At 60.0% G+C, this 23037-nt stretch carries 21 protein-coding genes and 2 pseudogenes; 14 read left to right on the forward strand and 9 right to left on the reverse strand.

The genetic code is table 11. The features are described from left to right. A pseudogene (locus tag ACZ1GU_RS01405) lies at positions 1-1268 on the reverse strand (TIGR04063 family PEP-CTERM/XrtA system glycosyltransferase). A gap of 115 nt (positions 1269-1383) precedes the next feature. Here ACZ1GU_RS01405 and ACZ1GU_RS01410 point away from each other — a divergent pair. From ACZ1GU_RS01410 to ACZ1GU_RS01435, 6 genes and pseudogenes are all read left to right on the forward strand, one after another. After that, positions 1384-1593: a hypothetical protein gene (locus ACZ1GU_RS01410; protein WP_472646356.1), complete on the forward strand. Its 210-nt coding sequence runs from the start codon at positions 1384-1386 to the stop codon at positions 1591-1593. Beyond that, entirely contained in the window at positions 1594-3015 is a 1422-nt protein-coding gene (locus tag ACZ1GU_RS01415) for a DUF5935 domain-containing protein (RefSeq protein ID WP_472646357.1), read from the forward strand. It begins immediately after the preceding gene. Between the two features lie 109 nt (positions 3016-3124). Next, positions 3125-3574, forward strand: a complete 450-nt coding sequence (locus ACZ1GU_RS01420) for a MaoC family dehydratase (protein ID WP_472646358.1) — start codon at positions 3125-3127, stop codon at positions 3572-3574. Positions 3575-3651: 77 nt separating this feature from the next. Next, positions 3652-4834 (forward strand): annotated as a pseudogene (locus tag ACZ1GU_RS01425) (acetyl-CoA C-acyltransferase). Positions 4835-4947: 113 nt separating this feature from the next. Further along, complete coding sequence (purU, locus tag ACZ1GU_RS01430; RefSeq protein ID WP_472646359.1) at positions 4948-5799, forward strand: formyltetrahydrofolate deformylase; 852 nt, start codon at positions 4948-4950, stop codon at positions 5797-5799. 67 nt (positions 5800-5866) lie between these two features. Next, positions 5867-6466 carry a DUF4126 domain-containing protein gene (locus ACZ1GU_RS01435; RefSeq protein ID WP_472646360.1) on the forward strand — a complete coding sequence of 200 codons (600 nt, stop codon included), beginning with the start codon at positions 5867-5869 and terminating at the stop codon, positions 6464-6466. 115 nt (positions 6467-6581) lie between these two features. Here the strand turns inward: ACZ1GU_RS01435 and ACZ1GU_RS01440 are convergent, their stop codons facing one another. Next, the gene (locus tag ACZ1GU_RS01440) at positions 6582-7817 is read right to left on the reverse strand and encodes a polyhydroxyalkanoate depolymerase (protein ID WP_472646361.1); all 1236 of its coding nucleotides are present in this window, start codon (positions 7815-7817) and stop codon (positions 6582-6584) included. A gap of 311 nt (positions 7818-8128) precedes the next feature. Between ACZ1GU_RS01440 and ACZ1GU_RS01445 the strand changes: the two genes are divergently transcribed. The 4 genes from ACZ1GU_RS01445 to ACZ1GU_RS01460 all read left to right on the forward strand — a co-directional run bounded on the left by ACZ1GU_RS01445 (position 8129) and on the right by ACZ1GU_RS01460 (position 13411). Next, positions 8129-9859 carry an ABC transporter transmembrane domain-containing protein gene (locus ACZ1GU_RS01445; RefSeq protein ID WP_472648673.1) on the forward strand — a complete coding sequence of 577 codons (1731 nt, stop codon included), beginning with the start codon at positions 8129-8131 and terminating at the stop codon, positions 9857-9859. A 149-nt stretch (positions 9860-10008) separates the two neighbouring features. Beyond that, positions 10009-12189, forward strand: a complete 2181-nt coding sequence (locus ACZ1GU_RS01450; RefSeq protein ID WP_472646362.1) for a M13 family metallopeptidase — start codon at positions 10009-10011, stop codon at positions 12187-12189. 103 nt (positions 12190-12292) lie between these two features. Beyond that, positions 12293-13138 carry an undecaprenyl-diphosphate phosphatase gene (locus ACZ1GU_RS01455; RefSeq protein ID WP_472646363.1) on the forward strand — a complete coding sequence of 282 codons (846 nt, stop codon included), beginning with the start codon at positions 12293-12295 and terminating at the stop codon, positions 13136-13138. Between the two features lie 21 nt (positions 13139-13159). Then, positions 13160-13411, forward strand: coding sequence for a GlsB/YeaQ/YmgE family stress response membrane protein (locus ACZ1GU_RS01460; RefSeq protein ID WP_472646364.1), 252 nt, complete (start codon positions 13160-13162; stop codon positions 13409-13411). Between the two features lie 133 nt (positions 13412-13544). Here the strand turns inward: ACZ1GU_RS01460 and phhA are convergent, their stop codons facing one another. Further along, positions 13545-14483: a phenylalanine 4-monooxygenase gene (gene phhA / locus ACZ1GU_RS01465; RefSeq protein ID WP_472646365.1), complete on the reverse strand. Its 939-nt coding sequence runs from the start codon at positions 14481-14483 to the stop codon at positions 13545-13547. 42 nt (positions 14484-14525) lie between these two features. On the opposite strand from phhA, the gene ppk2 reads away from it, so the two are divergent. From ppk2 to ACZ1GU_RS01480, 3 genes are read left to right on the forward strand one after another with little or no spacing between them, the layout of a single operon-like run. Next, complete coding sequence (gene ppk2, locus ACZ1GU_RS01470) at positions 14526-15326, forward strand: polyphosphate kinase 2 (RefSeq protein WP_472648675.1); 801 nt, start codon at positions 14526-14528, stop codon at positions 15324-15326. Positions 15327-15383: 57 nt separating this feature from the next. Further along, positions 15384-16301 carry an SPFH domain-containing protein gene (locus tag ACZ1GU_RS01475; protein WP_472646366.1) on the forward strand — a complete coding sequence of 306 codons (918 nt, stop codon included), beginning with the start codon at positions 15384-15386 and terminating at the stop codon, positions 16299-16301. Positions 16302-16322: 21 nt separating this feature from the next. Beyond that, a complete protein-coding gene (locus ACZ1GU_RS01480) occupies positions 16323-16553 on the forward strand; it encodes a type II toxin-antitoxin system antitoxin (RefSeq protein ID WP_472646367.1) in 231 nt (76 codons plus the stop codon). Between the two features lie 73 nt (positions 16554-16626). Here ACZ1GU_RS01480 and ACZ1GU_RS01485 read toward each other — a convergent pair whose 3' ends face one another. The 6 genes from ACZ1GU_RS01485 to ACZ1GU_RS01510 all read right to left on the reverse strand — a co-directional run bounded on the left by ACZ1GU_RS01485 (position 16627) and on the right by ACZ1GU_RS01510 (position 21902). Next, a complete protein-coding gene (locus ACZ1GU_RS01485) occupies positions 16627-17493 on the reverse strand; it encodes an HTD2 family dehydratase (protein WP_472646368.1) in 867 nt (288 codons plus the stop codon). After that, positions 17493-18731 (reverse strand): acetyl-CoA C-acetyltransferase, encoded by a 1239-nt coding sequence (locus ACZ1GU_RS01490; RefSeq protein WP_472646369.1) that lies wholly within the window; start codon positions 18729-18731, stop codon positions 17493-17495. The genes ACZ1GU_RS01485 and ACZ1GU_RS01490 overlap by 1 nt, the downstream gene beginning before the upstream one ends. Before the next feature lie 11 nt (positions 18732-18742). Beyond that, a complete protein-coding gene (locus tag ACZ1GU_RS01495) occupies positions 18743-19987 on the reverse strand; it encodes a CoA transferase (protein ID WP_472646370.1) in 1245 nt (414 codons plus the stop codon). A gap of 46 nt (positions 19988-20033) precedes the next feature. Next, the gene (locus ACZ1GU_RS01500; RefSeq protein ID WP_472646371.1) at positions 20034-21224 is read right to left on the reverse strand and encodes an acyl-CoA dehydrogenase family protein; all 1191 of its coding nucleotides are present in this window, start codon (positions 21222-21224) and stop codon (positions 20034-20036) included. Positions 21225-21243: 19 nt separating this feature from the next. After that, the gene (locus ACZ1GU_RS01505) at positions 21244-21393 is read right to left on the reverse strand and encodes a hypothetical protein (protein ID WP_472646372.1); all 150 of its coding nucleotides are present in this window, start codon (positions 21391-21393) and stop codon (positions 21244-21246) included. A gap of 149 nt (positions 21394-21542) precedes the next feature. After that, complete coding sequence (locus ACZ1GU_RS01510; protein ID WP_472646373.1) at positions 21543-21902, reverse strand: hypothetical protein; 360 nt, start codon at positions 21900-21902, stop codon at positions 21543-21545. A gap of 190 nt (positions 21903-22092) precedes the next feature. Here ACZ1GU_RS01510 and ACZ1GU_RS01515 point away from each other — a divergent pair, with 190 nt between their 5' ends. Beyond that, positions 22093-23034 (forward strand): right-handed parallel beta-helix repeat-containing protein, encoded by a 942-nt coding sequence (locus ACZ1GU_RS01515; protein WP_472646374.1) that lies wholly within the window; start codon positions 22093-22095, stop codon positions 23032-23034. Positions 23035-23037 lie beyond the last annotated feature (3 nt).

The raw sequence follows: 23037 nt of genomic DNA on the forward strand, positions 1-23037 counted from the left end.
TTATGCGCTTGCCTCTTCTTCGATGCGCTGCCCGGACTGCTCTGATCCTGGCGCGACCTCCTTGGCGGCTAACAGGTTTTGGTAAACGTCCAGATAACGTCTGGCGTTGGTTGCCCAATCATGACCAGAGCGGACATGTTCAAAGCCGCGAGCGCGCATCCCGTCCCATTCCCCGCGTTCATCGAACAACTCTGCCAATGCATCGGCGCAGGCATCAGGATTGTCGGGCGGGAAGAGATAGCCGGTCTCGCGGTCGGCTATGAGCTCGCGGTGCCCACCGACATCGGACGCAGCGACGATGCGCTGCTGCGCCATCGCCTCCAATGGCTTCAACGGCGTGACGAGATCGGTGAGGCGGCTTTTCTTGCGCGGGTAGGCGAGCACATCGATCAACGAATAATAGCGCTCGACCTGATCATGCGGCACGCGGTACGGTGAAGATCACGGCTTGCGGGTCGGGGAGCCGTGCGGCCTGTGCGCGCCATTCTTCGTCCATCTCGCCGCCGCCCACGAGCAACAACCGCGCGCCGGGTTGTTGTTCGCGCAGGCGCGGGATGGCGGCGATCAGATCGTCGAGCCCCTCATAGGCGTAGAAGCTGCCGATGAAGCCGATAACCGGCTCTCCCTCGGCAATGCCGAGTTCTGCAGCGAGCGAGATCATCGCGTGGCGGTGGATCGCCGAACAATGTCAGGTCGACGCCGTTGCGCATAATCCCGATGCGTCCCTCCGGCACGCCGCGCGCGGTAAGGTCATCGCGCAGGCCCTCGCAGATCGTGAACAGTGCATCGGCTTTCTTCGCGACCTGCGTTTCGAGCGCGCGGGTCATCCGGTATTTGAGCGAGCCTTCGGTGCCGGTGCGATTGCCGACCGCCGCATCTTCCCAGAACGCGCGTATCTCATAAACGAACGGCACTCCGATTGCTTCAGCAGCGCGCATGGCAGCGGCTCCGCTTAAAGCGGGAGAGTGCGCGTGGATGACGTCAGGACGCCACTCTTTGGTAAGCTTTTGAATTGCGGCAGACAGCTGGGCGATCTCGCGGATTTCGCCGAGGCCAGGCAGGCCGCCCGGTTCGCCTTGGGTCCGGTAAAATGTCAGCCCATCGACGGTTTGCGGGTTCGGCGCATCGGCCTCGCCAGCATGGCGAACGCCTGTGATCCCGCGCACCTCGACACCCAGCGCCTCTTGCGCCTTCAGAATAGCGCGCGTGCGAAAGGTGTAGCCCGAATGCAGCGGCAGTGAATGATCGAGAACGTGAAGTACGCGCATATTACGCACGCATATGCCCGATTGTCCTTAACGGGCCGTCAACTGCATTCGTTTAATGGCCTTAGCGCGACAGGCGATTGAGCCTGCGCTTAACCGTGCGAGACGAACGCCTGCTATGATCGACTATTTCGCCCTTGCTCTTGGTCATGGCCTTTTGGCCGTGGCTCTGCTGCGCATGGTGATGAGCGATGACCTCGATGTCGATCCGGCCATCGCCGCCAATCAGGAGGCGGAACGCAAGGAGAGCGCTGATGCTTTGGCTGAGCGCAAGCGGGCTGTGCGCGAACAGGCCCGACAAGAAGCTGCGGCGGAGCGCGAGACCTAGATGCTCGATCTCATCCTGCTCAGCTTCATCGGTTACATCCTGCTGCTCGGCCTGCGGCGGCCCTATCTGTGGGTGCTGCTTTACGTCTATATCGACATCATTGCGCCGCAGCGGATCGGATATTCGCTGATCCAGTCGATCCCGGTCTCCTTGATCGCGTTTGGCGCTGCATTCTGCGGATGGTTGCTGCTGGACCGCAAGGAGGGCGCACGTTTCAGCCTGCGCCAAGGGCTCATGCTGGCGCTGCTCGCCTATTGCTTTTGGACGACGGGTAACGCTGACTTCCCCGAGGCTGCACAAACCAAATGGGAATGGGTCTGGAAGGCCCTGGTTTTTGCGATTTTCCTGCCGCTGACCCTTACCACGCGTTTGCGACTCGAAGCGCTGGCGATCACGGTCGTGCTGGGCGTGGGCATGATTGTGATCTCAACTGGCATGAAAACCGTGCTGGGCGGTGGCGGCTACGAGAACCTCAAATTCTTCGTCTCCGACAATAGCGGGATTTATGAAAGCTCCACGCTTGCAACGGTCGCGATTGGAATGATCCCGCTGATCTGGTGGCTGGTGCGCTTCGGCACGCTCGTGCCCAAGCATTGGACGGTAAAGCTCTTCGCCGCTGCGCTGACATTCTCCTGCTTGCTGATACCGATCGGGACCGAAGCGCGCACAGGCCTCGTCTGCATTGCGGTTCTCGGCATCCTGATGCTGCGCTATGTAAAGCGGCGTGTGATGTTCGTGATGGCCGCTGGCGCGCTGGGCGTGATCGCTCTGCCATTCCTCCCGCAAAGCTATTACGATCGGATGGCGACGATTGCTCAGCCGGGCGGGGACGAAAGCGCCTCCACACGCGTGGCAGTGTGGGCATGGACGCTCGATTACGTGTCGCGCAATCCGCTTGGCGGCGGCTTCGATTCTTATCGCGGCAACTCGTTTAAATATGAAATGCCGGTCTCGGAAGAGGTCGGCAACACCACCTCGGTCGAATACCGCGAAGTCGTGGATGAGGGCCGCGCGTTCCACTCAGCAATCTTCGAATTGCTCGGCGAGCAGGGCTGGCCGGGCCTGTTCATCTGGCTTTGGCTGCAAGGGCTGGGCGTTTGGCAGATGGAGCGGATCGGGCGCCGCTGGAAGAACCGCGACAGTAAGACCGAGGCGTGGATCGCGCCGCTTTCGACCGCGCTGCAAATCGCCAGCCTCATCTATCTCACTGGCGCGCTGTTCCAAGGCATTGGCTATCAACCGATCTTCTTCAAGATCATCGGCCTGCAGATCGGGCTCTACAGCTATTGCCTCAGGCTTGATTCGAAACGGTTTAAGGCGGCGGTCGAAAAGCCGCGTGTCGAAAGCGCAAGCGCGCGCCGCAGAGCGCAGCGTGAGGCAAGCGGCCAGGCAGGCTCGCCCGATGCCGTAGCGGCAGGTTGACGTTTACGGAAACCTCATTGCGCTAACCGAAAGGATGCGCCATTACTCCGCCCAAGCGTTCGCCCGGGATTCGGGCCAGAAGCGCGTAAATTTGGCAGGAGACTAATCCATGACCCCGCAAGAATTGGCCGCAAAGGTCGGCGAAAACCTCGGCACTAGCGAGTGGGTCGAAATGACCCAGGAAAAGATCAACATGTTCGCCGATGCGACCGGCGATCATCAGTTCATCCACGTCAACGAAGAAGCCGCCAAGATGACGCCGTTCGGCGGCACGATCGCGCACGGCTTCATGACGCTGTCGATGATCCCGTATCTTTCCGCCAATTCCGACATGCCGAAAATCGACGGCGTGAAAATGGGCGTGAACTATGGCGGCAACAAAACCCGCTTCATCAACCCCGTGCGTTCGGGCAAGCGCATTCGCGGCCACTGGAAACTGGTCGAAATGATCGAGAAACGCCCCGGTCAGTGGCAGCAAACTGCCGAAATCACGATTGAGATCGAGGGTGAAGAAAAGCCCGCGCTGATCTGCGAGTGGATCACTCAGTTCTTCGTCTGATCGGAATCAGACGAACCGCATTTCCCCCGTGCCGCCCATGATTGGCGGCACCGATATTACTTGAAGGAATTCCCATCATGTCACGTGACGCAGTCATCGTCTCCACCGCCCGCACCCCGATCGGTACGGGCCTACAAAGGCGGATTCAACGCAACTCCGGGCGCTACGCTCGGCTCGTTCTCATTCGCAGCGGCGGTTGAGCGCTCCGGAATTGACGCCGCAGACATCGACGATGTGGTGTGGGGCGCGGTCCTCACTCAAGGCACGCAAGCGGGCAATATAGGTCGCCAGGTCGCTCTGCGTGGCGGCGCGCCGGTAACGGTTGCAGCGCAAACCATCGACCGTCAGTGCTCATCGGGCCTGATGGCGATTAGCACGGCGGCCAAGCAGATCATCGTCGACAATATGGACATCGTCGTTGGTGGCGGTCAGGACTCGATCTCTATGGTGCAGACGCCGGAAATGCGCGTCGCTCCCGATCCCTCGCTGATCGCGATGCACAAGGATGTTTACATGCCCATGCTCGGCACCGCTGAGACGGTCGCTGCGCGCTATGGCATTAGCCGCGAAGCGCAGGACGAATACGCGCTGCAATCGCAGCAGCGCACCGCCGCGGGTCAGGAAGCGGGCAAGTTCGACGACGAGATCGTACCTGTGACCACCACCATGATGGTGAAAGACAAGGAAACCGGCGAAGTCAGCCAGCAGGAGGTCACAATCACCAAGGATGAGGGCAACCGTCCCTCGACCACTCTGGAAGGTCTTGCCTCGCTGAACCCGGTCATGGGTCCGGACAAGGTCATCACTGCGGGTAACGCCTCGCAGCTTTCAGACGGTTCGTCAGCCAGCGTGTTGATGGAAGCAAAACTCGCCGAGCAAAAGGGCTTGCAGCCGCTCGGCCGTTATGTCGGCATGGCGGTCGCTGGCACCGAGCCTGACGAGATGGGCATTGGCCCGGTCTTCGCCATCCCGAAGCTGCTCAAGCAAACTGGCGTCAAGATGGAAGATGTCGGCCTGTGGGAGCTTAACGAGGCTTTCGCTGTGCAAGTGCTTTACTGCCGCGACCGTCTGGGCATCGACAACGACATCCTCAACGTGAATGGCGGCTCGATTTCGATCGGTCACCCATACGGCATGACGGGCGCGCGCTGCGTTGGCCATGCGCTGATCGAAGGCAAGCGTCGCGGCGCGAAATATGTTGTCGTGACCATGTGCGTCGGTGGCGGCATGGGCGCAGCCGGTATGTTTGAGGTGTTTTAAGCCTCAAGCGCTTTGAAATTGGGAAAGGCGGCGTCGGAGAAATCCTGCGCCGCCTTTTTTGTTGCTGTTTGTCACGTCGATGATACGTGATCCGCCAGGAAGGGATCGGCCAGATGGCGAAAAGCGAATACATCCTGCGCGCCGCCGCACCCGATGGCATAGGAATTCTTGCCGATGTGGCATCGTGCGTTGCGGGTCATAATCTGAGTATCCTCAAAAACGAAGATTTTGCGGATTTGGAGACCGGTCGTTTCTTCATCTGGCAACGGCTGGAAGCTCCCAATGGCCACGATCTGTCCGCATTCGAGGCTGCCTTTGACGAACTTGCAGCAAAGCGGAGGATCAAATGGTCAATCCGTCTTGCGGAGCAGAAGCCGCGCGTTCTTGTGATGGTGTCAAAAGGCGATCATTGCCTCATCGACTTGTTATATCGCGCGCGCCGCGACAGGCTTGGTGCGGAGATCGCCGCGGTCGTGTCCAATCATGAAAATGCTCGCTGGCATGCAGAACGCCACGACGTTCCTTTCCATCACGTTCCGGTGACGCACGAAACAAAACCAGAAGCAGAGGCGCAACTGCTGGCTCTGGTGGAGCAATATCAGGCCGATTTCGTGGTGCTAGCGCGGTATATGCAGGTGCTCTCGAAGAACGCCGTGAGGGCGTTGGAGGGGCGCTGCATCAATATTCATCATTCGGCGCTCCCAAGCTTCAAAGGCGCCAAGCCCTATGACCAGGCCCATGCTCGCGGTGTGAAGATGATCGGCGCAACCGCGCATTATGTGACATCCGACCTCGATGAAGGTCCGATCATCGCGCAAGAGATCGAGAAAGTGGACCACCATCATTCCGCACGCGATCTGGCTGAGAAAGGGCGTGATGTGGAAGCCCGCGTGCTTTCGCGTGCCGTCACGGCGCATGCAGAGGGGCGTGTGTTCCTGAACGGTGTCCGTACGGTCGTGTTTTAAGTCAATCGCGATGTGAAGAGTAAGCGCAGGCTTGCCCTGATGCGATAAGCCGCGCATTCTGCCCTCCATGGGCATCATGGAAATCATCGGGATTGCGGGGAGCGTCAGCCTTTTGAGTGGCTGGCGGCTTTATCTGTGCGTGTTTGCTACGGGCCTTGCGATGCGGCTCGACGCACTGCCGGTGCCGGAGCATCTCGCGAGCCTAGCCGTGCTCGAAAACCCGTGGGTGATGGGCATCGCCGCGTTTGGCGCCCTCGCGGAATTCTTTGCAGACAAGGTGATGTGGCTCGATAGCGCGTGGGACACGGTGCACACATTGGTGCGCCCGGTTGGCGGCGCGCTGCTGGCGCTGGCGATAGTCGATCCGTCGGACCCGGCGATGCAGGTGGTCGCGTTCATGTTGGGCGGCGGGGCTAGTTTCCTCGCGCATGGCGGCAAGGCGAGTGCCCGTGCTGTCGTCAACACCTCGCCTGAACCGGTGAGCAATGTCGCCGCTTCGAGCGTCGAAGATGTCGCGACCATCGGTCTGCTTTACCTCGCATACGAATATCCGATTGCAGCGGGCGTAATTGCGCTGGTGCTTTTGGGGTTGGTAGTTCTGCTGCTGCTGTGGGCGCGCAGGGTCATCAAGCGGCTGTTTTTCAGGGCGCCGAAGGCGGAGAGTTAGGAAGGCGAGCGGCCCGATCGGTCGCGCAGCGACCGCAAGGCCAATCGACCGCCCGCAGCGGCGCGGGCTTGCCCGCAAGCCGCGAGGCAATCGCATCCCGGATGGGATGCGCAAATCAAGAATTCGCCGCCACAAACTCCTCCACCACCGGCGCGACTTTTGTACGCCAGCGGCTGCCGTTGAAGATGCCGTAATGGCCTGCGCCTTCGGCCATGTAATAGCGCTTCTTCTTCTCGGACAATCCGCTCGCCAGCTTCAGCGCCGCCTTGGTCTGACCCAGCCCTGAAATATCATCGCGCTCGCCTTCAATTGCGAGCAGAGCGGTGTCCTTGATTTGGGTCAGGTCGACGATCTCGCCCTTGTGGCGGAATTCTCCGTTCGGAATCGAGTGCTTCTGGAACACCTCCTCGACCGTTTGCAGATAAAACTCCGCCGTCATGTCGCACACGGCGCGATATTCGTCGTAGAAATCCTTGGTTGCGTTCGCGCTGTCATCATCGCCTGCAGTGAGGTGTTTGAACATCTCATAATGGCTCATCATGTGGCTGCCGAGGTTCATGCTCATGAATGCAGAAAGCTGCATCCAGCCGGGATAGACCTTACGCCCCGCGCCGCGATATTTCATCGGCACGGTCGCAATTACGGAGTTGCGGAACCACTCGATCGGGCGGTTCATCGCGTGATCGTTGACGGTCGTGGGGCTTTCGCGCGTGTCGATCGGGCCGCCCATCATGGTGAGAGTTGCAGGCGCGGCGGGCGACTTGTGCTGGTTGAGCAGCGCGGTCGCGGCAAAGGCCGGGACCGAAGGCTGACACACGGCAAGCATATGCGGGCGCTGGCCGGGCTTCACCCCTTCGATATATTCGAGGAATTCCATCACGTAGTCGATGTAATCGTCGAGGTCGAAATTGCCTTCATGCACGGGCACGGTCTTCGCATCGGCCCAATCGGTGATGTAAACCTCGAATTTCTCGAGCATCCGGCGGACCGTCCCACGCAGCAGAGTTGCATAATGGCCGCTCATAGGAGCAACGATCAGCATTTTGGGGCGATTGTCGTCCACTCCGTCGAGCCGGAACCGCTTGAGATCGCCAAACGGGCGGTTGACCACCGTCGCCTCGATCACGGGCCATGCCTTGCCGCCGGTTTCGATCTCGGTGATGCCGAAAGCAGGCTTACCGTAATCCGCAGTCGCATGAGCAATCACGTCGAGCGCGTTCGCTGCCAAAGGCATCAGTCCCATCTTGGCGAAGGGATTGGCTTCGTTGGACATGATCGACGTGCTGATTGACGCCAGCGAGCTGACCGAATTCATCCAGCTGCGCTGCAATTCGTAGGCGTGATAGAGCAAGTTTACCCCCTTAAGAGCGAAACAGAGCGGATGCTCTGCAATTCGCCGCAAATATCGATCCCGTTACAGCCATAGGTGGGCGTGTATGAACGATTGTGCAATGCACAAAACTTTACATGGGGCGCATTTTCCGTGGGTGAGTGTGATTTTTGCACGTGTAAATTGGGCTAGCTATGCCTAAGTCAGCCGCAATGGATGGGGTGAAGCACGAGACCGACGCGGGTGAGGACCATACCGAGGAAGAGCTCGGCGTGGGCGATGATGCCGCGTTAAAAAAAGCGCCCAAGGCGCGCAGCCTCGCTCCGCTTAAAATGGTCTATGCTGCGGCAGCGAAATATCCGACGCAAATCGGCCTTGCGATGATTTCGCTGCTGATAACAGCGCTCGCGACACTGGCGATTCCCTGGCGGTTCAAGGTCATCATTGATGAGGCCTTTGGCGGTGCGGCGGCTCGCGCTGATATCGACGCGGCATTTCAGTACCTGTTGATGATCGTCGCCGTGCTGGCCGTGGGCACCGCTCTGCGGTTTTATTTCGTCAGCTGGATTGGCGAGCGGGTGGTGGCCGATATCCGCCTGAAGGTGCAGCGCAATCTCCTGCGCTTGTCACCCAGCTTCTATGAAGAGAACAGCCCGAAAGAAATTTCCAGCCGGATGACGTCGGACACGGCAATTATCGAGACTGTGGTCGGCACCACGGTGTCCATCGCCTTGCGAAATAGCGTGACCGCGATTGGGGGCACGATCTTACTGCTCTACCTTGCACCGACGCTGACGCTGGGCCTCCTTATCGGTATTCCGCTTGTAGTCCTGCCGATCGTCTTCTTCGGGCGCCGCATTCGCAATATCTCTCGCTCCAGCCAGGACCGGGTTGCCGATGTTGGATCACGGGTGTCCGAAGTGCTTTCAGGCATGAAGATCGTGCAGAGTTTCGGGCAGGAAGACCGCGAGGCGAGCCGCTTTGGCGAGGTGGTTGAGCAGACTTTCGATACGGCCAAGAAGCGCATCTTTCTGCGCGCGGCGATGACAACCATCGTCATCACTTTGGTGTTTGGCGGAATCACGCTTGTGATGTGGCGCGGCGCGCTCGCGGTGAGCCAGGGCGAAATCAGCGGGGGCACGATAGCAGCCTTCGTATTGGTTGGCGGCCTTGTCGCCGGCGCATTCGGCGCGCTCACCGAGGTCTATGGAGACCTGCTGCGCGGGGCAGGCGCGGCGAGCCGCTTGGCCGAATTGCTCGAAGCCAAGCCCAGCATCGCGCCGCCAGCACGGCCCGAAAGCCTGCCAGAGCCCCCGCGCGGCAGCCTCTCTTTCCGCAATGTGACCTTTCGCTACCCGAGCCGTCCCGAAGTGGCGGCGCTCAATGACTTCTCGCTCGAAGTCGAACCAGGTGAGACAGTCGCCATTGTCGGTCCGTCGGGCGCGGGCAAGTCGACAATTTTCCAGCTGGTCGAGCGGTTCTATGACCCGCAAGCGGGCACGATCCGCCTTGATGGCGTGCCGCTGACCAAGGCTGATCCGGCAGATATTCGAGACCGGCTTGCCTTTGTGCCGCAGGATGGCGTGCTGTTCAGCGGAAATGCGCGCGACAATCTGCGCTATGGCCGCTGGGATGCGAGCGACGAGGATATCTGGGAGGCGGCGCGCGCGGCTAATGCTGAAGGCTTTCTGCGCGATCTGCCGCAAGGGCTCGACACGGATCTGGGCGAAGGCGGCGCGCAGCTTTCAGGCGGACAGCAACAGCGCCTTGCCATAGCTCGCGCGCTGCTGCGCGATGCGCCGATCCTGCTGCTTGACGAAGCGACCAGCGCGCTCGACGCGGAAAGCGAGCTTCTGGTCCAACAGGCTCTCGACCAATTGATGGCAGAGCGCACGACTTTAGTGATCGCGCATCGGCTCGCGACTGTGCGCAAGGCTGACCGGATTATCGTGCTTGATAGCGGCAAAATCGCCGAGCAAGGCACGCACGAGACGCTGGTGCAGGCCGAGGGAATTTACGCCCGGCTCGCCAAGCTGCAATTTGCCAGCGACCAGGCCGCGTAAAGCCCGGAAAGCTGCCGAGAAGGCGCACTTTTTCGACCAAGTGCGAGCGCACATAGACAAATGTCGACTCTTTGCCTTTGTACGGGCTAGATAGTTTCATTGAAAACCAAGCCAAAACGAAACCAAAACACTCACCGGGACAGGTAGAAATGATCAAGAAAACAGCACTTTTGGGCGTAGGCTTCGCAGCTCTCCTCTGCGCCAATCCGGCGCTCGCCAAAGCGCCAGACATGCATATCGACACATTGCTCGAGGATGCGGAAACGACGGTTAGCGAAACCGCAGCCGAGCCGACCACGCCCACGATGAGCTTTGGCGAGTGGGGCGTTGACCCCGATCTGATCGCGCAAGATGTCGATCCGGGCGATGACTTCTTCAAATACGTCAATCAAAAGTGGCTCGATGCCAATCCGCTGCCATCCGAATACAGCCGGTTCGGCGCATTCACTTTGCTTGCTGAGAAATCGACCAATGATGTGAAGGCGTTGATTGACGAGCTGGTCGATAAAGATCCGGCCACCCTTAGCAATGATGAGCGACGGATTGTGGCGGTCCACAACGCGTTTCTTGACACTGATGCGATTGAGGCGCGCGGCCTTGCCCCGGCCATGCCTTATGTGAATGCGCTGGCGGGCGTCAGTTCTCTGGAAGAGCTGGCAATGCTCTGGGCAGAGCCAGGCTACTCCAGCCCGCTGAACGGTTTCGTCAATGTCGATGCCAAGCAGCCTGATCGCTACGTCACATATCTTGGTTCAGGCGGGCTAGGCCTGCCAGATCGCGACTATTACCTAGATGAGAGCGAGAAGGGCCGCGACATCCAGGCTAAGTATAAGGAATACATGACGCTGTTCCTGGAGGCCGCGGGCTATCAGGATCCAGCGGCCGCTGCCGAAGCGATCTACGCGTTTGAAGACAAGATCGCACGCACGATTAGCTGGGACCGCACAGTCAGCCGCAACCGCGATCTCACCTACACCGCGGTGACGAAGGAAGAGCTAGAAGCGATGGCGGGAGATTTCCCGGTCGCAGCGATGGTCGACAAGCTCGGCTGGACTCAATCGCCGATCTTCGTTGTCGGCTCGATCCCACCAAGCGAAGAGCGCGCCAAGGAACTTGGCCTCGACGAAGCCACCCTCGCCAAGATCGGCAAGGGCTTGCCCGGCATGCTCGACCTGATCAACGAAACGCCGCTTGCGACCCTGCAAGCATGGTCAATCAAACAGTTCCTCTCTGGGAGCGCGCAAGTTCTTGCGAAGAAATATGACGATGCGCAATTCGAGTTCTACGGCAAGCTGCTGCGCGGCACGCCCGAACAGCGCCCGCGTTGGAAGCGCGCGATTGCCGCTACCGAAGGCGCGATGGGTGAGCTGGTCGGCAAGAGCTATGTCGAGCGCTACTTCCCGAGCGCAAACAAGGCTGCGATGGATGAGCTAGTTGCAAACCTGCGCATCGCCATGGCCCAATCGATCGATGAAATCGACTGGATGGGCGAGGCCACCAAGGAAGAGGCGCGCGCAAAGCTAAACAGCTTTGATCCGAAGATCGGCTATCGTGATAACCTGGAGACCTATGAAGGCCTTGAGGTGAGCGCGGACGATCCTCTCGGCAATGCGATTGCGGCACAGGCTTGGGGTCAGGCAGACAATGCCGCGAAGCTCGGCGGGCCGATTGACCGGACCGAGTGGTTTATGACTCCGCAGACAGTCAATGCCTACTACAACCCGACTAAGAACGAGATCGTTTTCCCGGCTGCGATCCTGCAGCAGCCATTCTTCGGCCTGTCGGCAGATATCGCGGTCAATTACGGCGCGATTGGCGGCGTGATCGGTCATGAGATCGGACACGGCTTTGACGATCAGGGCTCCAAGTCCGACGGCACTGGTAAACTGCGCAATTGGTGGACCGACGAAGACCGTGCCGCCTTTGACGAGCGCGGCGACAAGCTGGTTGAGCAATACAGCTCGTTCTGTCCGTTCGACGAAGGCGAGACCTGTGTGAACGGACGCCTCACGCTGGGTGAGAACATTGGCGATGTTGGCGGGCTTTCGCTTGCATACCGCGCCTACAAGATCGCGACGAAGGATATGGACGTGCCGGTGATCGACGGCTTTACCGGCGATCAGCGCTTCTTCCTCGCCTGGGCGCAAGTTTGGCGTTCGGCGCAGCGCGAAGAGAACTATCGCCTGCGTCTGCGCACCGGCGCGCACAGCCCCGAAGAATACCGGGTCAACGGCGTCGTTCGCAATCAGGACGCTTGGTACGAAGCGTTTGGCGTGACTCCAGACGATAAGCTTTATCTGCCACCAGAAGAGCGCGTGCGTATTTGGTAATATAGTGAGCGGGCTTCTAGCGGATCATGCGCGTGTGCGCGCCGTCGCCTGATGCTTCAAAAACATTTGACTTGGCCCGCGCTTCATTCATGGAGCGCGGGTCATGACCTTTCTGCAATTGCTTTTGATCGCGGTGGTTCAGGGGATCACCGAGTTCCTGCCGATTTCCTCGTCAGGGCATTTGATCCTGATCCCCTATCTGACCGAGTTTCCTGACCAAGGTCCGCTGATCGACGTCGCGGTGCATGTCGGATCGCTGCTCGCAATCATCGTCTACTTCTTCAAAGATGTGGTTGTGCTGGCCCGCGGCGGCTTCGCAAGCATCGGCATCGGAAGAGCGCCGTTTGAGCGCAAATTGTTCTGGTGGATCGTGCTGGGTACCATTCCGGCGGTTGCGTTCGGCCTCTCGATTAAGATGGGTCTGTTTAACGGAATTGCCCAGAGCGTATTTGGCATCGAGATTGTTGATGGCGATCTGATGAGCTCGATCCGCTTCACCGATCTGATTGCGGTGAACCTGATATTTTACGGTCTGTTGCTGGGCCTTGCCGATTGGCTAGGCAAAGAGGTGAAGGCATTCGAGGATATGAGCTGGCGAGATGGTCTGCTGGTCGGCTTGGCTCAGGCACTGGCAATCATTCCCGGCACCAGCCGTTCGGGCGTCACGATGACGGCGGCGCGGGCGCTCGGATATAAACGCGTCGAGGCCGCCCGCTTCTCCTTCCTCCTGTCGATCCCAGCCGTCGCCGGCGCAGGCGTGCTCATCGTGCCGGAGATTTTCGAAGCCGGCACGGCGCTCGCCTGGGATGCGCTGATCGCGGGTGTACTGACCTTCATCTCGGCCTTCCTCACCATGGCCTTCCTGATGAACTTTCTGAAGAAAGCCTCGATGCTCGTCTTCGTCCTATATCGGGTGGCAATGGGCGTGGCGCTGCTTGCGATCTTCTAAGTCGCGGGCCAAGAGTAGCGCATGGCAGTTTTGATCTTCGTCCTCGTCGGCCTGCTCCTTGGCTGGTTCGCATCCATCGCGACGCGCACCGAAGATGGGCCGGGCATTTTCAAAAGCGTTGGCTTGGGAGTTGTCGCGGCCGCGCTCGGCGGGCTGATTGCGAACGGCTTTATGCTTTTCGGCAGCGTCAGCTGGGCTGCGCTCGGCGTAGCGGTGTTGGCAGCGATTGTGGTGCTCGCTGCGTATAAGCTCGTCTTTGTGGTGCGATTTTAAAAGATAGATGGTGTGGCCTGGTCGCAGAGCACGGTTGCTCTAGCGACCGCGAGGCCGCATGGCCGCCCGTGGCAGCGCGGACTTGTCCGCAAGCTGCGAGGAAATCGCGCGCCCGGATGGGCGTCACGCAAAATCAAACAGGCTTGGCTCCAGACCCACGACCACCGCGCAGGTGGTATTCTTGGCTTCCGCGATGCACCACATTGTCGACATCGATTACCGCGCTGTTCGCATAGGTGAAGCTGGCCGCTAAGCTGCGGTAGAGTCTGTCGAAATCTCGCTCGACTGTCTGGCGGTAGAGGTCCTCAAAGCTCTCAATCACGAAATAGGTCGGCTGCAAATCGCTGATCACGTAATCGGTGCGCATCGCCCGATCGACATTGAGCATGATGCGGTTGGGGCTCTTCGCCTCGGTCGCGAACACAACCTCTGTCGGGCCGGACAATATGCCTGCGCCATAGGCCTTGATGCCGTCCGCTTCTTCGATCAGGCCGAATTCGACCGTGTACCAATAGAGCGCGCCAAGGGCTTTGAGGCGGTTGTAACGCATCGCCTTCCACCCGGCGCGGCCATATTCCTGCATATAGTCGGCAAAGACCGGGTCGGTCAGCATCGGGACGTGACCAAAAACGTCGTGGAAGACATCAGGCTCTTGGATGTAGTCGAAGGTCTCTCGCGTACGGATGAAGTTCCCCGCTGGGAAACGGCGATTGGCGAGGTGCCAGAAGAAGACGTGATCGGGGATCAGCATCGGGACGGGCACAACGCTCCAGCCGGTCAGCGCGCCGAGTTCTTCGGATAGCTTGCCGAATTCAGGAACGCCGCCGCGCCCGAGGTCCAGCTTTTCAAGACCTGCCATAAATGCGCTGGCCGCGCGGCCTGGAAGCACTTTCATTTGCCGATCGAACAGATCGTTCCAGATGCCGTGATCTTCGCTCGAATAATGGGTCTGGATCGGCTCGACCCAGTCGTCTTTCAGATGCGCTGGCTTTTGCAGCGGCGCAGTAAAGACGTCCGCTGGCAAGTCCGGCAGCTGCGAAAAGTTGGTTTCGGGTTCGCTAAGTGTAGCCATAATCCTGGGAATTGGCTTACCATCGCACAAACGCAAGGACAAATCGGCGAACGGGAGGCGGGCAGAGCTGTGAAGGGCAAGGACTATCGTGAGGAATTGGAGTCGCTGACCGAGGAATTGGTTGGCATGGCGCGTTGGGCCCGGACGACGGGCGCGCGTATCGTGGTGCTGTTCGAGGGGCGAGATACGGCAGGCAAGGGCGGCGCGATCCGAGCGGTGCGCGAACGGCTCAATCCGCGCCAGTGCCGCACGGTGGCGCTCAGCAAGCCGACCGAGGATGAACAAGGCCAGTGGTATTTCCAGCGCTATATCAAGCATCTGCCAACAACGGGTGAGATCGTGCTGTTCGATCGCAGCTGGTACAACCGCGCCGGCGTGGAGCGGGTGATGGGCTATGCCGACAAAGACCAGGTCGAACACTTCCTCGACCAGGTTCCGACCTTTGAAAAGCTGCTGACCGATGACGGCATTCTGCTATTCAAATATTGGCTCACCACCGATCAGGAGCGGCAGGAAGAGAGACTCGCCGAACGGCTCGAAGACCCTCTGAAACGCTGGAAGCTTTCGCCGATCGACCTCGCCGCGCGGGCGAAGTACGATGACTACACCCGCGCTCGCGAGGCGATGCTGCGCGCGACTCACACCGACCACGCGCCGTGGACCCTGGTCGATTTCAACGACCAGAAGCGTGGCCGCCTTACCCTGATCCGCAACCTGCTCGACCGCTTGCCGGATATGCGTGTCGAGCCGCCAGCGATCGACTTTCCCGAGCTTGAAACGAAGCCGCTGAAGGAAAGCTATGACGTGATCGAGCCGATCAAGGATTACCCGATCGAGGATTGACGTCAAACTCCGATTGATATAAATATGATATCATAATTATATCAAAGGAGATTCGTCATGTCTGAACGTGCTGCGCAAATCAATGCGAGCCAAGAGCGGCCAGCCAGCTCGTATAATGGCTATGTGATGTTGCTGATCCTGGTGGCGCTCGCGGCGTTCGCCTTGTGGTTTGTCACCGGCAATGTGCCGCCAGAAGAGCCAACCAAGTTTCAGAAGTTGGCCTTTATCGGTGTGATTCTCAGCGGATCTCTCTTGCCGCTTATCATGGCGATCGGCTTTTTCATGGTTCAACCCAATCAGGCGGTCGTCATAACGCTGTTCGGCGAATATCGCGGCACGTCGCGCAAGGAAGGCCTGCAATGGGTCTGGCCGTGGATGATGAAGAACAAGCTGAGCGTGCGCGCACACAACATCCATTCGGAAAAGGTCAAGATCAACGATCTGCGGGGCAACCCAATCGAAGTCGCGTGTAACGTCGTATGGCGGGTTGAGGACACCGCACAGGCCGTGTTCGATGTCGATGATTACAAGGAATTTGTGAACATTCAGATCGAAGCGGGCCTTCGCACCGTCGGCGCGCGCCATCCCTATGACGACATGTCAGAGGATGATAAAACGACCCTGCGTGGCAGCGCTGACGTCGTGAATGCAGAGCTTCGTGAGGAGCTTAATGACCGGCTGAAGGTCGCGGGCATCACCGTCGACGAAGCGGGTCTGACTCACCTCGCCTATGCCTCTGAAATCGCGGGCGCGATGCTCCGCCGTCAACAGGCGGACGCAGTGATTGCTGCGCGCAAGAAGGTGGTTATCGGCGCAGTCAGCATGGTCGAAGACGCGCTTGAGAAGCTTTCGAAGGACGGCATTGTCGAGCTTGATGATGAGCGACGCGCAGCGATGGTCTCGAACCTGATGGTGGTGCTCTGCGGTGACCGCGAAGCGCAGCCGATCGTCAATACCGGTACGCTCTACCAATAAGCCGCAGCGAAGGAGGCAGCCATGGCTGCGACTTCAAATAATGGGGCGAAGAAAGCCGGAGCCGCGAAGAAAGCCTTCGCGCTCCGGTTGGACCCGGCAGTTCACGCCGCGATTGAGCGGCTGGCGGCTGCCGAATTGCGCTCGGCCAATGCCGAGATCGAAATGCTGCTGCGCGAGGCTCTGTCCGCGCGCGGGATCGAGGTGGAGCGGAGCAAACCGCCGAAGCGAGGAAGGCCGCCTAAAGAGGGTTAGTTCTCGCCGCCGCTTGCGGGTTTCGGAGAATAGCCTTCGCGCGCCGGTCCTTGCTAGTAGCGACCGTAACGCCTTACCTCAGGCTGGTTCCCGCAAGGGCAGTCGCGGTCATAACCTGCCTAGCGTCCTTGGCAAATGCGCCAAGCTCATAGCCTTCGTCGGACTTCCGCATCACCAGATGGAGCGGCTCGTCCGCAATTGCGGGAGACATCCCGCGAAAGTTGAAACTGCGAAGTGTGTTCTCGCCTAGCTCGCTCGCCGCCAGCTGCAACAGCAGGCTGGCTATCAATGGACCATGCACAACGAGCCCGCGATAGCGCTCCTGCGTCTCGGCATAGGGCGCATCGTAATGAATGCGGTGCGTGTTGAATGTCAGCGCCGAATAGCGGAACAGCAGGCGCGGATCGGGCGTTAGCACGCGGTGCGCATCCCATGCGGTCGGATCGAATGCGGTGTCGCCCAAGGCTGGCGGGCTGAGCGGCGCGTCGGCTGAGGCGGCTTCGCGATAGACCAGCGTCTGTGTTTCTCGAACCGCTAAGGTGCCGTTGGCGCTGGTCTCATGATCGATATTCACGAAGACGAGCTGGCCCGAGCCACCCAACTTTTCCTTGATCGAGGCAACAGTGCTTGTGCGCGCAATGCTTGCGCCCAGCGGGATCGGAGAAATGAAGTCAATCGCGCTAGAGGCCCACATGCGGCGCGGCAGCGGCACAGGAGGTAGGAAGCTGTGCTCGCTGTCATCGCGAACGGGGTGGCCGTCCTCACCCAATTGCGCAGTCGGCGCATCGGGAGTGCAAAGCGCGAAGTGGATGCCCTGAGGAAGTAGAGCCGGTCTTGGCATTGTCAGATCAAATACGGCGAGCCAGCGCTCGGCGAGCGCCTCATCCAGCCGGTCGCTTGCGCGTTGCTCGCGACCGATCCAGGCATCCCACTCGCCCATTAGGCCGCGCGCTCGAAAACCGCAGCGATGCCCTGACCGCCGCCGATGCACATGGTCTCAAGACCATAGCGCGCGCCGCGCCGGTGAATTTCGGCGGCCATGTCCGCGAGGATACGCCCGCCGGTCGCCCCGATGGGGTGGCCAAGCGAAATGCCCGAGCCGTTGACGTTGAGGATCTCGCGGCGGCTATCATCCTCGCTCCAACCCCAGCCTTTAAGCACGGCCAGCACTTGCGGTGCGAAGGCTTCGTTGAGTTCGACCAGATCGATATCGTCCCAGCTAAGGCCGCGCCGTTCGAACAGGCGCTCGACTGCGGGAACCGGACCGATCCCCATGCGCGAAGGATCGCAGCCCGCCGCCGCCCATCCTCCGAACCAGAGCGACGGCACCAGGCCCAGTTCCTCGAGTTTGTCTTCGGCCACCACTAGGCACGCTGCCGCGGCGTCATTCTGCTGGCTGGCATTGCCTGCAGTTACGATGGCATCCGGATCGCGTTTGCCATCAATCGGGCGTAGCTTTCCGAGGCTTTCCAACGACGCATCGGCGCGGAAGCCTTCATCGCGGTCAAAGCGCACCGGGTCGCCGCGGCCCGGTCCTTTCTTGGGCGGCACATCGACCGGCACCAGATGGTCGCCAAACTTGCCCGCATCCCATGCCGTCGCTGCATTCTGGTGCGAACGCACGGCATAGGCGTCGGCATCTTCGCGGCTGATTTCATAATCCTTGGCAAGGTTCTCCGCCGTTTCGATCATGCCGGTGATCACGCCAAAGCGCTCGATCGGCTGGCTCATCAGGCGTCCGCGCGAAAGCCGGTCGTGCAGAGTGATGTCGCCCATGCGCGCACCACCGCGCCCTTGTAAAGTGTAGTGCTCGACATTGGACATGCTCTCGCAACCACCAGCGACAACCACGTCAGCCATGCCGGTTTCAACCATCATCGCCGCATTGGCAACCGCTTGCAGGCCGGAACCACAGCGCCGGTCGAGCTGGTATCCCGGCACTTCAAGCGGCAGGTCGGCGGCGAGCCAAGACCAGTGTCCGATGGCGGGCGCTTCGGCATTGCCATAGCCTTGAGAGAAGACAACGTCGTCGACGCGCGCCGGGTCAATACCACTGCGCTCGATCAGCGCCTTCAGGATGATCGCGCCGAGCTGTCCTGCATTTAGGCTCGAAAGCCCGCCAAGAAACTTACCCACGGGCGTGCGCAAGGGCGATACGATGGCGGCTCTTCTTGTCATGGGCGGTCCTTCTATCGAGCGGAGTAATCGGCGTTTTCGTCGGACAGGGCGACGGTGCCAGCATCCACCAGTTTTGCAATCGCGCCAGACGACAGGCCGAGCCGTTCGGCCAGCACTTCCTCCGAGTGCTGCCCTAGGTAAGGCGCCGGGGCAGGGTCGCCTGCTTCGTGGGCGGGCAGGTTTGCGAAAGAGCGTGTCGCGGGATATTCGAAGCCGGAGGGGTTCGCAGGTGACGGGCCGAAAAGCGGGTTGTCGTCAACCAGAACCGGGTCGTTGGACGCCTCGTAGTGCGAACGGTAGCTCTCGAACGTGCAGCCGTGCTTGGCCATGCTTTCTGCGAGTTCTGCATAGTTGCGCGCTTCCGCTGTCGCTTGAAAGACATCGAACAGTCGGTGACGGTTCTCAAAACGGGGCCGGTCGCCCGCGTTGAAGTCCACGCCCAGTTCCTGCTCCAGCGCGGCTATCGGCTCAGCGACGTCAAACGCTTTGACCAAACCAGCCCATTGCTTGGGCGTGAGCGCGGCGACCATGAACCGCTTCCCGTCCTTGGATTGAAAATCGCGCCCGAATGCGCCCCAGATCGCATTGCCGAGCCGCTCGCGGTTTGATCCGCGATAGAGCATTTCAGCGAGCGTGCCGGAATTCGCCATGGTCCCAATCGCCACGTCGCCCAGTGGGACGCGCATCTCGCTGCCTTGGCCGGTCGCGTTGCGGTGGTGGAGTGCTGTCATCAGCGAAAATGCTGAATACGCCCCGGTGATGAAGTCCCATGCGGGCAGCGGTTGACTGATCGGCGGTGCGGTCTCCGGATCCCATTCCTCAGGGCCGGTCATCAGCGGATAGCCCGAGGCAGCGTTGACCGTGAAGTCCATCGCCTGCCTGCCATCGTGCCAGCCCATGATGCGAACGCTGATCATGTCGTCACGTTTCGCCGCCATCGCCGCGTGGCTGAGGAAGCTTTGTTCCGGCAAATTGGTGATGCATTGGCCCGTCTTGGCCGCAAGCTCGACGCACAATTCGCGGCCCTCCCCGCTGCGCAGATCGAGCGCGACCGACTTTTTTGCGCGGTTGAGGTTCTCCCAGCTCAGCGAGCGGCCCTCCTTCGTCAGCATGAAGCGGTCATAATCGAGTCCGCCTGCCTTGTGATCGACGCGGATGACTTCGGCGCCCATTTGCGCGCAATACAGGCCCGCCGTGGGCGAGGCGACGAAGCTGGAAACCTCGACGATCGAGAGGTCGTTTAGAAGGTCGTACATTCGTTTCCTTGTCTAGATGCCGGCGCGGGCTGGCGCAGCTACAAAACTACGAATTATTCTTTTCCCACTCGCGCAGCATATGCTTGGCGATCTGGAGCTGAAGGATCTGCGTAGTACCCTCGTAAATCCGGTAGATGCGCGCATCGCGATAGAACCGCTCGGCATCGTATTCGGCAAGGTAGCCCGCGCCGCCATAGATCTGCACCACGCGATCGACCACGCGTCCGCACATCTCGCTGGCGAACACCTTGAACGCGGCTGCCTTGGTGATGATGTTCTCGCCGCGATCCGCGCGCGCAGTCACATCGCGCATCATGCATTCTGCGGCATAGATCTCGGTCTCGCTGTCCGCCAGCATCGCCTGGATGAGTTGGAAGCGGGCGATCGGTTCGCCAAAGGCCTTGCGCTCATTGGCGTAGCGAAGCGCACTGTCGAGCGCGCGCCTGGCATAGCCGGTAGCTGCCGCGCCAACCGAAATGCGGCCATTGTCGAGGCTCTGCATTGCGAAGCGGAAGCCCTTGCCGGTTTCCCCGCCGAGCAGAGCGTCTCCCGGCACCTTCACATCGTCGAGCATGATGTCGGAGATGTGCGATCCGGCCTGCCCCATCTTCTTGTCAGGCGATCCGGTCGATACACCGGGCGTGTTCATCGGCACGAGGAAGGCGCTCACATGCGCGTTTTTGGGCAGCGCCTCTTTCTCAGTGCGCGCCATAATCAGCGCGACATCGGCGTGCGGCGCGTTGGTGATGTAGCGCTTGGTGCCGTTTAGCACCCAGCCATTGCCGTCAGGGTCAGGCGTCGCGGTGGTCTGCATCGCTGCGCTGTCGCTGCCCGAACCCGGCTCGGTCAGGCCGAAACAGGCAATCTTGCCTTCGACAAGCTTGGGATACCACTCGGCCCGCTGTGCCTCGGTTGCACCATTCTTAAGCGCGCTCGCAAACATGCCGATATTTATCGAAAAGATCGAGCGATAGGCCGGCGCTGCATAACTCATAGCGTTCACCACGCGCGCATATTGCGTGGTGTTAAGGCCCGCGCCGCCATAATCCTCCGGCACAGAAATACCGAACAGGCCCATGTCGCGCATTTCGTCGACGATCTCTGGCGGTATCGCGTCGTTCTCAATCACCGCCTCTTCGGAAGGGATCAGGCGCTCTTTCACATAGCGATCGAGCTGCTCGGCGAATTGTTCGAACGTATCGGAATCCATTCCGGGATTGGCGTGCGCAGCCTGCATAATGTGTATCGTCCTTGGGTTAGTCGCCTGCGTCCGGGCGTGCTTCCGTCTCGCTTTCATCAGCGGGAGGAAGGGCGATGCCCGTCTCGGGCAGGACTTCAGGTGGAAGCACGCGCTCATCGAGCATTGAAGCTGCCTCGTCGAGCGCCTGCGCTTCGCCCTCGCTCACCGCGCCCGGCCCGCTATCGGGCTCTGCGCCGCTGCATGCGGCAAGTCCGACAAGAGCTGCGAGCGCTAATATGCAAGAGAAGCGAGCGCGCGCGAACGCCGTCGGTCGGCGAAATTGCAGGGCTCGCTCCTCTTGCATCAAAATCGAGATTACTCGGTTGTAGCGTCTACAGCGTTTTCAGCCGCTTCGACTACGTCTTGCAGGCTGTCGCTGGCTTCTTCAGCAGCTTCTGCAGCAGCAGCGGCTTCGTCCGCCACGGCTGAGGCCGCTTCAGCTGCGCTTTCTGCGGTTTCTTGTGAGACGGCTGTGTCAGCTGGCTCGCCTGCGTCTTCGGTCGCTGCAGCAGCTGCGTCCTCGACTGGCTCTTCTGCGACAGGCTCAAGCGCTTCGTCTGCCGGCATTTCAACGGTGTCTACGGTTGCTTCGGTCGATGCATCTTCGGCGCTGCCACAGGCGGCGAGCGCCAAAGTCGCACCGGCGATGGCGAGTGTGTTTGCGAGTTTCTTCACGGGTAATTCCTCCTGAGTGACCCAAATTGGATGGCTGGGCGCATCCGCACCTTGGCCCATCCACTGTCTAGCCTCGCAACGGCCTGCTCGCCAAGCACGAATTAACCTTTGCAACGCAGGTCTGTGCCGCCGAGGGACGCACATCAAACAGAGCAACGGCACTCGAGAAGCCTCTGGTATCAATATAACCATGACCTACAGACTCACCGCTTCCGCCATCGCTCTTGCGCTATTGGGATCAGCTGCCTCTGCACAAACCGTGCGAGGCGACTTTATGATTGTCGAAACTGGCAAATCGTACAGTTCGCTTCAAGCGGCGGTGAATGCGGTCGGCGCACGTAAGGCGACGATCTCAGTTGCGCCGGGCACGTATCGGCAATGCGCGATCCAAACCGATGGTGTGATTACCTACACCGCTGAAAAAGCTGGCAGCGTGGTGTTTGAACGCCGTGCCTGTGAAGGCAAGGCGGCACTGGTGCTGCGCGGCGTCGGGGCGGAGGTGCGCGGAATTACGTTTCGCAATATCGCTGTGGCCGACGGAAATGGTGCTGGCATTCGACTTGAGCGTGGCAGCCTCAACATCGCATATTCGCGGTTTGAGGATAGCCAGCAGGGCATCCTGACCGCCAACGATCCGAACGGCTTTATCTACATCGCGCGCTCGACATTTACCGGGCTTGGCACCTGCGAGCATTCGGCAGGCTGCGCGCATTCGATTTATGTCGGCAATTATGGCGAGCTGTCGGTGGTTGATAGCCGGTTTGAGCGCGGGACAGGCGGGCACTACATCAAAGCGCGCGCAGGCAAAGTGATGATACGCGGCAACTCGTTCGACGATGCCAATGGGCGCGGCACGAACTATATGATCGACCTGCCAGCGGGCACGCGCGGCACGATCACAGGGAATTGGTTCATGCAGGGCCGCGACAAAGAGAACTATTCAGCCTTCATCGCGCTCGGTGCAGAAGGAATCCTGCATCCGTCAGACGGCCTGCGCGTGCAAAATAACGAAGCGCGCTTTGTGCCAGGACTGCGCCGTTCCAGCACGTTTCTAGCCGATTGGACCAGCTCGCGCGTCGTTATGAGCGGCAACCGTTTGATGGACGGCCTGACGCAATATCAGGAGCGGTAAGGC

The organism is Erythrobacter sp. HA7-11 (genome assembly GCF_055693605.1).